Below are 11748 nucleotides of genomic sequence, written 5' to 3'. Positions count from 1 at the left end.
AAAAAGCCCCGGAGTCTATTGACCCCGAGGCTTACGATCTATCGATTGTTACTTCATTTTACAAAAGGAGCCTTGATCAAATAGTCGGCACAATCCTTCACACCCGCAAATTGAGTACGTCCGTCCGGCATTTGCTCCAACTCTACAAAATAGTCTTTGATTCCGTTCGCGTACATTTGCTTGAATATCATCTCAAAGTTCATCATACCACTTTGGCCGAATACGGCACGATCCTTGATATGTAATACCTTGATACGATCCGGATGTTTCTGCATATACTCGACAGGATCGTTTTGTCCCATGACAATCCAATAAACATCCATCTCGAAGTAAACCTTGCTCGGGTCCGTATCTTTCAGCATCAAGTCATAAATCTGGTCTCCGACTTTCATGAAGGCAGCGAAAGGATTTCCCTTCACTTTCTCCTGTTGCTCTTTCGTTGCGACACGATTGAACTCCATATTATGATTATGATAGCCAAAACCAGTGGCGATGCCCTCTGCCTTGATAACATCCGAGGCCTGATTGAAGATATCGCAAACAAGTTTAGCCTCATCGTGCGTAGTAATCGTCGGCATCATCGGCTGGATCAAATATTTACAGCCTAGTTTCGCATGATCGGCAGCCGTAGCTTTCCAATACTCCATGATCTTTGGGGTAACCTCCTTCGAGTATTTGAAAATCATAGCCTTAAAAGGGTCAGAGATAGATGTGTCTACCGGATTCACGTGCGAGCTAATGATCTTCAAGCCAGCGTCTTCCGCCATTTTCTTGAAGTCCATCATAGGAACACCTCCGATAGCGCCTTTACCATAACCCGCCAACTCCAGCTTGGAGTATCCCATATCCTTCACCTTCCGAAGATTAGCGGCCACGTCGCCTTTATATAATTCTTGGGATAAAGAATAGATCTGCAAGCCAATCTCTTTGCCGGCATGGACCTCATCCACAACTCCCAACGCAGCGTTCGCCGCATTTACGGAACCGGCTTTACCAGCCAGCAATCCACCAGCGGTAAAGAGAGAGATATTTTTTAAGAAATCCCGTCTGTTACTCATAACATCATTCTATTTAAATAGGCTTATTTACAGAAATAAGGCAATGAATACGGGTTGCGATATTGATACCAGTACAAACGGTGGGAAGCCGCCTCCTTATCATTACCGAAGCTTAATGTAGCCGGGTTCCATTTAACCGGACGGCCTAGCTCACGGGCAATATTCTGTAAACAGCAAAGCGTATTCGTACTGCAACCTACCTCAACCGGAGCGATCGGGTTCTCACGTGAACGAACGCAGTCGATGAAGTTCTGCATATGCGGAGCGCTAGTCTCATAATTGCCAGCATCGTTACCCTTCTTTTTACTGTCTTTCAGCTTCTTCATATATTCCTCATACATCTTCTTACGCTCTTCCGGAGTCATCATTCTCGGGCGCTTCTCGATCAAGTTCTTCAGGTCGGAGGGGATATTAGACTGATCAGAGCAGTTGATGTAGCCACGAGCTACCTCGATCCAACCGTTATCACCGACAAACTTAATACCCTGCGCATCCGGATTATCCTCCAAATAAGGTTGTTCAGTCATTACGATACCATTCGCATAGCGCATGGTTGAATATTGCGTGCCATTGTATCCCTTAGGTGTAAACTCAACCGGACCAGAGCCATCCATACCGATAGCGGCTTGGGCGATATCGAACATATGAGCGCCCCAGTCAGCGGTATAACCATTACCAGTCTCTTGAAACCAACGCCATGCGCCCCATAGTTTCTCGTTCTCTTCCGGATCCAGAGAAATAGGAGGACATAAATCGGGATGATAATGGATCTTCGGATCGTTCAACGGACCCATCCACTGATTGAAGTTCAAATTAGCGGGAACCGGCATTTCCGGCAAGCTCAGCGGCGTAGGAGGCTCACCTACACGTGCATATATTTTCTCTATATGACCGATGGCTCCATTCTGAACCATATCGATCGCAGCTTGGAACTCTCTGCTGGAACGTTGCTGGCTACCTACTTGAAGCACACGTTTATTATTACGTACGGCTTTTACCATAGCCAAACCTTCAGCGATCGTATAAGCCAACGGTTTCTGACAATATACGTCTTTTCCAGATTGACAAGAATGAATGGTAGCCAAGGCATGCCAGTGGTCCGGGGTAGCGACCTCGATAGCGTCGATATCCTTACGCTCCAGCAAATCCTCGTAAAACTCATATTGATCACAACGTTGGTTCATTCCCTTTGAGGCTTGCCATTCAGCGACACGTCTTCTGAAACGCTCTGTTTTCATCGTGTCCACGTCACAACATGCGGCAACCTGTACGCCCGGACATGCGGCAAATCCTTTAAAGTCTGATAATGCTTGCTGACCTAGGCCGATAAAACCTAAAACGACTCGATCGCTCGGGGCGATACGGACTCCATCAATGGCCCAACTGGGAAGAATTGTTAAACTAGCCAATCCTAGTGCGGAAAGACCCAAAAACTCTCTACGGCTTACGCCCTTCTTAGTGTTTTCTTTCATGGTAATTTTGTTAATAATATAAGATAAAATGTAACTTGGTCTGAGAATGATTGCCCCAAAGTTATAAAAAATAATTTATTTCCATAATAATCTTTTAATAAAAAAGGCTATCCTTGTCCGGGATAGCCTTATTTTGATTCATATCAATTCCTAAAACGCATATCCGAAGCCTACGTTCAGATAGATCGGATACATCCCGAAGGTAATCGTATCGAAATCCTTTTGGAAGATATCGTTCAATCCCCATGTCAAGTCAGCGTATACGATAAGGTGCTTAAACGCTTTCCATTCTGTACCGATCTGCGCTCCCCACTGAAACTTTCTTAAGTTATCCGAGAAATCATAGGAAGCACGGTTGTCACCAGAAAACTCCACCTTCGTACCGGTAGGATTGATCTCACGCAGATATCCGTCGTATACGTAGCCGGAGAAGTTCCGGTTTGTAGCGAACGAGACAAATGGTCCCGCCGAGAAACTCACCCGGTTATTCAATTGGTAAAGAGCCACGACCGGTATCGAGAAATAAGAGTTCTCCACTTTCGTCTGCACGCCGCCGGTCCAGTTTCCTTTCAGCTTCTCGCCACCGGAGCCAATGATCTCCATGCTGTAATTCTTAACCGTCGCTTTTGTCTCCATACCTTTATTCTCCAGACGGAGACCGATCATCATACCCCATTCCTTGCTCTCGCCGAACCATTTCTTGATATCGCCCTCTATGGAGACACAAAGCGTAGGGCGATAACTATCTATCGCACGAATCTCACGAGGCAATGGCACCGGAGCGGTTCCGCCGATATTGATACCGGCCTTTACCGTATATTCCAATCCCCTTAGGGAAGACCAGATTATTCCTTGGTTTCTTTCCTGCTGCGCCTTCAACGTAATGACACCCGACAAGCACAGTATACCTATTAATACTATATATCTTTTCATATCCTCTGTTTTTTTAGTTCTCACCGGACTGGATTATCTCAACCTCATCGATCCAAAGCGTGCTACCTTCCGCTCCCTCGAAGACATCACCTTTCAAACTCGAAGAGAAGACTATGGATAACTGATAACCACCTTTCGCCAGCTTATCCTTATCGATCACCTTACCGGGCTTAGCCACGAACGGGATATAGAAACGCGTCCACTCATCCGTCTCTTTCTGATCGCTGATCCGGGCAACGGATATCAGGTTCGGGCTTGTCAACCCGTTGAAACCATCCAAATATTTCACATTCTCATCCGTCTCATAGAAGATGGCGTAGATATCACATTGGTCTTTCTTACCTTTTACCTCCTCGCCATTCACTTTATACGACTCTCCCGCTTTATATTTATAATAACCACTCAAGTAAGTCGGCACATGATCGAAAGGACGTCCCAATCTCGTGCCTTTCCTTGCGTCCGGAATAGCGTTCAGCAAATCAAACGTACCGATGAAAAGGTTTCCGGCGGCGATAGGCATACCGAATCCGCTACCGAAACTACCCGTGCTGCGGGTCACCAACTTAGCGCATTTACCGACATATCCGTTATCGTCTTGCATGGTGGGATAATCCAACGGAGTCTTGGGCACACCCGTCAAGCCAAAACCGGCGTTACCACTCGCCCATGTCACGGAATCTCCATTCGACGTGAAATCATAGAATATCTGATAACGTTCATTCTTCGGCTCCATCGTTATATGCTCGAAATGATATTCCGTGCTCACACCAGAGACGATGCAACGTACCGTATAGGTCTTCGTCCAATGGCCATCCTCGGAAGTAACCGTATAGGTTCTCGGTGTCGTAAAATCAAAAGCGGTGCCACTAGCCGGCTTGATAGTAGCGCCGGGAGTCAAGGTGAATACCGGGGCTAGGTTTGTAATATCCGCATCACTTTTCACGGTCAGCGTCACGGACTCGTTGTCGATCTCCGGCTCGGCTTTCAATATATCGCCATCTACCGTACACGATAAGATATCCGCTTCCGCATTGGGCGCCTCCTCCCGGATACAAGAGACGGAGAGTAACGTCAATAAAAAGCATAAAACAAAACTTTGTACCTTCATACTTCAAAATCTTTATAATTCATATTGAAAAAGGATCACACCTCCCTATTATTCATATAGGTCTCTTTCAAATACCTATAACGGGGAACAAAGGTAATCTATTATGCGATACGTAGTATTCCTATATATTTTAATAACTTTTTTTACAATGCCCTTTTCTCACACCTACGGAAATGACGAGATTCCAAGAGAATGAGGTTTATATATTTGCGATTGTCATAAAATACTACTAATATCGCGTATACTTAAATCTGTATAGACCATATGACAACACGAAGAGATTTCCTCCGGCAGACCGCCTTGCTCGGTGCCGGACTTTCCATCAGTCCTTTTTTCATTAAAGCTGGGAGTGCCGGTGTGGGCGCAAACGACAAGATAGGCGTCGGGCTTATCGGATGTAACGGCATGGGATTCGAAGACCTTAAAGCGTTCCTTCGTAATCCGGAAGTAGAGTGTATCGCCTTGTCGGATATCGATGAGAGCGTATTAAACAACCGGGCGGCAGAGACCGAGAAGATCACCGGGAAGAAAGTAAAGCATTTATATAAAGACTGGCGTAAATTGATAGACAATAAGGATATCGATCTCGTAATCGTAGGTACTCCCGATCATTGGCACTGCCTGCAAATGGTATCCGCTTGCCAAGCCGGGAAGGATGTGTATTGTGAGAAACCGCTGGGAAATAGTATCGAGGAATGTAACATTATGGTACGGGCGGCGCAGAAATACAACCGGGTCGTGCAGGTAGGCCAATGGCAACGTAGCGATCCGCATTGGCAGGACGCCATGCAATTCGTACATAGCGGACAGCTGGGTAAGATCCGCACCGTACGTGTATTCTCTTATCAAGGTTGGTGCCCCTCTATCCCCGTCAAGCCGGACGAGGCGGTGCCCGCCGGAGTGGACTATGATATGTGGCTGGGGCCGGCACCACGACGCCCATTCAACCGGAACCGTTTTCATTTCACATTCCGTTGGTTCTGGGATTATGCGGGAGGTTTGATGACTGACTGGGGTGTTCACCTGTTAGACTACGCATTATATGGCATGAACGTTACCGCACCGGAATCCATCATGGCATCCGGAGGCAAGTTCGGTTATCCGGATGACGCTTGCGAGACCCCGGACTTATTGCAAACCATCTATACATTCAAGGATTTCACCGTGATGTGGGATCATGCGATCGGTATCGACGATGGCGCTTACGGACGCAATCACGGTTTGGGATTTGTAGGCGAGAACGGTACGTTGGTGATCGACCGTAGCGGCTGGGAAGTGATACCGGAGAAAGTGAACGGACAGGCACGTATGGAGGCAGTACCTTTAAAGAACTCATACGGCGAAGGGGGACTGAACTTACACGTAAAGAATCATCTGGAATGTATCAAGAGTCGGAATCGTAATTGCAACGCAAGTGTAGAGATCGGAGCACATATCGCCAAGTTCTCCCAATTAGGGAATATAGCCTATCGCACGGGTAAGAAATTATCGTGGGATGGAAAGAGTTTCCATGATACGGAGGCGGATAAACTATTGTGCAAGGAATACAGGGCACCGTGGGAATTACCGAAAATATAAGGATCTAGTTGTAGGGACGGGGCACGCCCCGTCTCTACAACTGGGTATTTATTGATGTTCGGGGCGTAACAGGTCGTTCACCGTCTTCACGGGGTTGAATGTCTCGATAGGAACTTCTACGAATACCGTGTTCCAGTCGCTCATGGCACCGTTCCACAAGCCCGGCAATTCCAGCGCTTTCAATTCGCGGCCATCCTTGCTCTTATAAGAGATGAAGCCCGTATTCTTATCCACGTAATCCGGCAAGTTGTATTTCTCTCCCTTGTGATTCTTAACGGCGCAAACCAAATCCACGGGATTAAAGTGAGTACCCTTCTCAAACATCGCCTTCTTAGCCGGATCGCTCATATCGATCTGGGAGCTTTCAAGCACCTGCAAGGAAACCGTACCGTCCGGATTCACCGCCAGGAACGGACCGCCACCCGGCTCGCCCACATTCTTCACCATACCGCATACACGCAACGGGCGAAGCAGTTTGCTCTTGATATACAGGATTAACTCGGCGTCTTCCAGTAATTTCGTATCCGGGTTCTTGATACATAGGTCGTCTTGCAAGAAATGAATCATCTCCTCTACCTCGGCATGGGTATATTTGCCGGTCTCGATCTGTTCCAGATATCTGAAGGCTTTCTCCTGCAATGTTACCAAGACACCGGCGATCACCTTCTTGTAGATAACCGTAGAGCATTTGAAGCTATCCGGAACCACGTTATCTATATTCTTGATAAATACCACGTCGGCATCCACATCGTTCAAATTCTCGATCAAGGCTCCATGCCCACCCGGACGGAACAATAACTTATCATTCTTATCGCGGAACGGCGTGTTATCCATAGCGGCCGCTACCGTATCAGTACTCGGTTTCTGGATACTGAAAGAGACATCGTATTTCACAGAGAACTTCTCCTCGTACTCGCCAGATTTATCGGCAACCAATTGCTCGAATAAAGCCTGATGCTCCGGAGATACCGTGAAATGGATATTCACCTCTCCGGCGTTATTCTTGGCGTACATGGCACCTTCGGCCAAATGTTCTTCCATCGCCGTACGAACCGTATCGGCATATTTATGGAAAAGCAACAAGCCTTTCGGCAGCTGCCCGTAATTCAAGCCTTTCGGCTCCAATAAATTGGATACCACCTCCTTGTACTCGCCCAAGGCTACCAACGCAGGAATATCTTTCCCTGTATTCTCCACGCACTTCTTGTCCAAAGCCTTATAGAAAGCGAATTTCTCGATCTCGCTAAAGAATTTCTTCTCGAAAGCGTTCATCGGTTCCTTATAATCCGCAGAAAGGAACTCGTACAGATTCTTAAACATACGGCTAGCAGCGCCGGAGGCAGGTACGAATTTTACGATTTTCTTGTTTTTAGCCAGATAAGCGTTCCAAGCATCCATATAAGAAGCCTGTTCCTCTTTAGATATTACCATAATACCTTTTTCTACCGAAGCGGAGGCCGCTATCTCAAGGAAAGGGAAACCTTTTACGAAGCAAGCGAGTTGCTCTTCAATCTGTTTTTCGCTGATTCCTTTGGCTTTCAGCTGTTCTAAATCGTTTGCGTTTAACATAGTATAGTATTTAATGTGAATAATCTCATCAGTAACACCACAAGCACTTATGCGCTATGTGTATCGCAAATGTATAAAATAACCGCAAGATACGTGTTGAAATTCCATAGAAAAAAGTATTTTTACAGCATGTTTTGCGGTTTGTCCTCAACCGGGCAATAAAAATGATATAACTATGGATACAATTGGATTCTTTACGTCTGAGGAAAAGAAGCTGTTCTTCTCCAAATACAGGCTCCTGTTACGAAACCTTTACTCTTTCCTCGAGAGGGAAGATATCCGGAAGATGAAGGAGCTGATGAAGCGGGTTGTCGCCCTCGATTGCTACGGCAGGGATAAGAATGGTATCAACGGTTTATTGCGAAATATCGACACGGCCTTGATCGCCACCTTGGAGATTGGCTTGAAACGTACCTCGGTCATCGCCCTTCTATTATACCGCCCGGTATTGAAGAAGGCGATCACGATAGAGGAAGTGGAGCAGAAATTCGGGGCGGACGTGACCTTGATCATCCGTCGCCTCTTGAAGACCTCCGACTTGTATGCCCGGAACACTGCCGTCAACTCGGAGAATTTCCATCATTTGCTTTTCTCGTTTGCCGAGGACGTACGTGTGATCTTGCTTATGATCGCCGACCGCCTCTGCCTCATGCGTATGGGAAAACAGATGCAAGAGGATGATCGTATCCGGCTGGCTACCGAGGCCTCTTATTTATACGCTCCCCTCGCCCACCGACTGGGTTTATATACGATCAAGAGCGAGCTGGAAGACCTTTCCTTGAAATATACGGACAGGAAACAGTATGACTTCATCAAACGGAAGCTGAATGAGACGAAACGCTCCCGCGACGCTTATATCGCCGAGTTCATCGCCCCGATCAAGCGGAAGCTGGCAGCGGCAGGATTCAAGTTCGATATCAAGGGACGTACCAAATCCATACATTCCATTAATAACAAGCTGAAAAAGCAGCAGGTGGAGTTCGAGGGTATCTACGATCTTTTCGCTATCCGGATCGTATTGGATACGCCGCTGGAGAAGGAACGCTCGGAATGCTGGCAAGTCTACTCCATCGTCACCGATATGTACCAGCCCAACCCGAAGCGTATGAAGGACTGGATCTCTATCCCGAAGAGCAACGGTTACGAGAGCTTGCACATCACGGTTATGGGGCCGCAAAATAAATGGGTAGAGGTGCAGATCCGTACGAGGCGGATGGATGAGATCGCCGAGCGAGGCCTAGCGGCGCATTGGAAATACAAGGGCGTGAAAGCAGAGAGCGGGCTAGACGAGTTCTTGAATACCGTACGTGCCGCCTTGGAGGCCAAGGAGAATAATCCGCTCGACTTGATGCAGGATTTCAAGATGGATCTATATAAGGATGAGATCTACGTCTTCACGCCTACCGGCGAGCTTATCAAGCTGGCCAAGGGAGCGACGGTCCTCGATTTCGCCTTTGCCATCCACACGAAGCTAGGAAGCAAATGCGTGTCGGCGAAAGTGAACGGTAAGAACGTTCCGATCAAATACACCTTGAACAACGGCGATAGCGTATCCGTCATCACGTCGCCCGCCCAAAGCCCGAAGCGGGATTGGCTGAACTTCGTCGTCACCTCCAAGGCCCGTGTGAAGATCAAGCAGGCCTTGAAGGAGGAGACCGTGAAGGCCGTGGAATTCGCCAAAGAGATGTTGCAGCGCCGCTTCAAGAACCGGAAAATCGACATGGACGAGCCGACCATGATGCGCTATATCAAGAAGAAAGGATTCAAGACCGTCACGGACTTCTACATCGAGATCGCCGAGGAACGCCTCGATCCCAACCAAGTAATCGACGAATATCTGGAGGCTTTCCGCAAGGAGACGGAGACGAACGAGCGTACCGAGGTGCGTAGCGCGGAGGAATTCGTGACGATGACTCCGGTGGAGGAGATATCGACGAACAAGGATGTCTTGGTGATCGACAAGAACCTGACGGGTATCGAATATAAACTCGCCAAATGCTGCAACCCGATTTATGGCGACGAGGTTTTCGGTTTCGTCTCCACGCAAGGTATCAAGATACACCGCATGGATTGCCCGAACGCCCAAGAGATGTTCAGCCGCTTCGGTTACCGGATCATCCGCGCGAAATGGAGCGGCAAGGGAGACAATGGCTATACGGTTACGTTGCGGGTGATCGGACGGGACGATATAGCGATCGTCACCAACATCACCTCCGTGATCGGAAAGGAATCGAACGTCACGCTTCGCTCCTTAAACATCAACTCGGTAGACGGATTATTCCAAGGTAACTTTACCGTATTGGTAAGAGATACGACCGCATTAAACTTGCTGACGAAAAAGATCAAGGCGGTAAACGGCGTGAAAACGGTAGAGCGATTAAATTCTTAGATAGTGTACTGTGCACGAAGTACCGTAGTACTCTGTACGAAGTACTACAGTACCCTCTAGGAAGTACCGCAGTACTTCGTACAGGGGACTGTGCCAACTGTAAGACTGGGCCTTGGACTATCCCGGATCACAGAATCGGCGTCAGCCCCATCTTCTCCGCACGTTGTATAAGGAATTGACGGGCCGCCTCATACTCGTTCGGGATCACGCCGTCGAGGATGGCGTTCTTGATCGCCTCTTTCAGCACGCCGACAGGCTTGGAGGGAGCCAAGCCAAACGTCTCCATGATCTCCTCGCCGGATACCGGAGGCTGGAAGTTACGGACACGGTCTTTTTCCTCTATATCGGCCAGCTTCTCGCGCACCTTACGGAAGTTGTTCAAGAAACGGCGAACCTTCTCCGGGTTCTTGCTCGTGATATCGGCCTCGCACAGTTTCATCAAATCGTCGATATCATCTCCCGCGTCAAACAGCAGACGGCGGATCGCCGAATCCGTCACCTCATCGTCCGACAAGGCGATCGGACGCATATGCAGGCTTACCATCTTCTGCACGTACTTCATCTTCTCATTCATCGGGAGTTTCATCTTCCTGAAAATACCGGGGATCATCCGCTCGCCGATAAAATTATGATTATGGAACGTCCATCCCAAGCGAGGGTCGAAACGCTTCGTGGCAGGCTTGGCGATATCGTGGAAGAGGGCGCTCCAACGCAGCCATAGATTATCGGAAGTCTTGCTCAAACGATCCAGCACCATCAAGGTATGGGCGAAATTATCCTTATGCCCGATCCCCTCCTTGGTCTCCACGCCCTTCAAGGCGCAAAGCTCGGGGAAAATCAATGGCAACAGTCCGCATTTATCCAGCAAGTCGAAACCGATAGAGGGCTTTGGCGAGAGGACGATCTTGTTCAACTCGTCCACGATACGTTCCTTGGAGATAATGGAGATACGTTCCCGGTTACGGATGATGGCGTCGAAGGTATCGGGATCGATAAAGAAACCTAATTGAGTGGCGAAACGAATCGCACGCATCATCCGGAGCGGATCATCGCTGAAAGTAACATCCGGGTCTAAAGGCGTACGGATCGTAAGCTCGTCCATATCCTCCAACCCGCCGAAGGGATCGACCAATTCTCCGTAACGCTCCTTGTTCAGGCAAAGGGCCAAGGCGTTGATCGTGAAATCGCGGCGGTTCTGGTCATCCTCCAAGGTGCCGTCTTCCACGACAGGCTTACGGCTGTCATGGCTGTAGGATTCTTTCCTCGCCCCCACGAATTCCAGCTCCAGATCGCCGGCTTTCACCTGCGCCGTCCCGAAATTCTTGAAGACGGAAAGATAAGCGCCACGCCCGATCTTTTTGGCCACTCGTTTGGCCAACTCGATACCGCTGCCAACCGCTACCACGTCTATATCCTTGGATGGGCGGTTCAAGAAAATATCCCGCACATATCCGCCTATTACATATACCTCAACACCTAGCTCTTCCGCCGCCTCCGATATCAAATGGAAAGGCTTCGCGGATATATGATTTACTATCTCTTCCTCGTTTATATACATATTTATGTATTCCAAATCCAATAAAGAGCGCAAAGATAATCAAATTTCATGTACTTTTGCGGTATCAAATACATTGAACGAGA

8 protein-coding genes are annotated in these 11748 nt (G+C 48.2%); 2 read left to right on the top strand and 6 right to left on the bottom strand.

All coding sequences use genetic code 11. From position 1 onward, the window contains the following. Window positions 1–53 precede the first annotated feature (53 nt). The 4 genes from HMPREF0999_RS08975 to HMPREF0999_RS08960 all read right to left on the bottom strand — a co-directional run bounded on the left by HMPREF0999_RS08975 (window position 54) and on the right by HMPREF0999_RS08960 (window position 4571). Window positions 54–1058 (bottom strand): sugar phosphate isomerase/epimerase family protein, encoded by a 1005-nt coding sequence (locus HMPREF0999_RS08975; RefSeq protein WP_009275754.1) that lies wholly within the window; start codon window positions 1056–1058, stop codon window positions 54–56. A gap of 23 nt (window positions 1059–1081) precedes the next feature. Next, window positions 1082–2530, bottom strand: coding sequence for a Gfo/Idh/MocA family protein (locus HMPREF0999_RS08970; protein WP_009275753.1), 1449 nt, complete (start codon window positions 2528–2530; stop codon window positions 1082–1084). Window positions 2531–2680: 150 nt separating this feature from the next. Continuing rightward, window positions 2681–3463, bottom strand: coding sequence for a porin family protein (locus tag HMPREF0999_RS08965; protein ID WP_008780069.1), 783 nt, complete (start codon window positions 3461–3463; stop codon window positions 2681–2683). Between the two features lie 13 nt (window positions 3464–3476). Continuing rightward, a complete protein-coding gene (locus HMPREF0999_RS08960; protein ID WP_009275752.1) occupies window positions 3477–4571 on the bottom strand; it encodes a PCMD domain-containing protein in 1095 nt (364 codons plus the stop codon). A 264-nt stretch (window positions 4572–4835) separates the two neighbouring features. Here HMPREF0999_RS08960 and HMPREF0999_RS08955 point away from each other — a divergent pair, with 264 nt between their 5' ends. Next, window positions 4836–6149: a Gfo/Idh/MocA family protein gene (locus tag HMPREF0999_RS08955; protein WP_009275751.1), complete on the top strand. Its 1314-nt coding sequence runs from the start codon at window positions 4836–4838 to the stop codon at window positions 6147–6149. 48 nt (window positions 6150–6197) lie between these two features. On the opposite strand, the gene HMPREF0999_RS08950 is transcribed toward HMPREF0999_RS08955, so the two are convergent. Then, window positions 6198–7718: a DUF4301 family protein gene (locus tag HMPREF0999_RS08950; protein ID WP_009275750.1), complete on the bottom strand. Its 1521-nt coding sequence runs from the start codon at window positions 7716–7718 to the stop codon at window positions 6198–6200. Between the two features lie 175 nt (window positions 7719–7893). Between HMPREF0999_RS08950 and HMPREF0999_RS08945 the strand changes: the two genes are divergently transcribed. After that, complete coding sequence (locus HMPREF0999_RS08945; RefSeq protein ID WP_009275749.1) at window positions 7894–10107, top strand: RelA/SpoT family protein; 2214 nt, start codon at window positions 7894–7896, stop codon at window positions 10105–10107. A 127-nt stretch (window positions 10108–10234) separates the two neighbouring features. On the opposite strand, the gene HMPREF0999_RS08940 is transcribed toward HMPREF0999_RS08945, so the two are convergent. Next, the gene (locus HMPREF0999_RS08940; protein WP_009275748.1) at window positions 10235–11665 is read right to left on the bottom strand and encodes a CCA tRNA nucleotidyltransferase; all 1431 of its coding nucleotides are present in this window, start codon (window positions 11663–11665) and stop codon (window positions 10235–10237) included. Between the last annotated feature and the right edge of the window lie 83 nt (window positions 11666–11748).

The organism is Parabacteroides sp. D25, from assembly GCF_000307475.1.
GTDB lineage: Bacteria > Bacteroidota > Bacteroidia > Bacteroidales > Tannerellaceae > Parabacteroides > Parabacteroides distasonis.
Note: the sequence above shows the minus strand (reverse complement) of the source record. Positions and strands in the feature narration are given on the sequence as shown.

Bases quoted from the DNA above. Each gene is read 5' to 3' on its own strand.
- HMPREF0999_RS08940 (WP_009275748.1), bottom strand. From the start codon at position 11,665: ATGTATATAAACGAGGAAGAGATAGTAAATCATATATCCGCGAAGCCT.
- HMPREF0999_RS08960 (WP_009275752.1), bottom strand. From the start codon at position 4,571: ATGAAGGTACAAAGTTTTGTTTTATGCTTTTTATTGACGTTACTCTCC.
- HMPREF0999_RS08965 (WP_008780069.1), bottom strand. From the start codon at position 3,463: ATGAAAAGATATATAGTATTAATAGGTATACTGTGCTTGTCGGGTGTC.
- HMPREF0999_RS08945 (WP_009275749.1), top strand. From the start codon at position 7,894: ATGGATACAATTGGATTCTTTACGTCTGAGGAAAAGAAGCTGTTCTTC.
- HMPREF0999_RS08975 (WP_009275754.1), bottom strand. From the start codon at position 1,058: ATGAGTAACAGACGGGATTTCTTAAAAAATATCTCTCTCTTTACCGCT.
- HMPREF0999_RS08955 (WP_009275751.1), top strand. From the start codon at position 4,836: ATGACAACACGAAGAGATTTCCTCCGGCAGACCGCCTTGCTCGGTGCC.
- HMPREF0999_RS08950 (WP_009275750.1), bottom strand. From the start codon at position 7,718: ATGTTAAACGCAAACGATTTAGAACAGCTGAAAGCCAAAGGAATCAGC.
- HMPREF0999_RS08970 (WP_009275753.1), bottom strand. From the start codon at position 2,530: ATGAAAGAAAACACTAAGAAGGGCGTAAGCCGTAGAGAGTTTTTGGGT.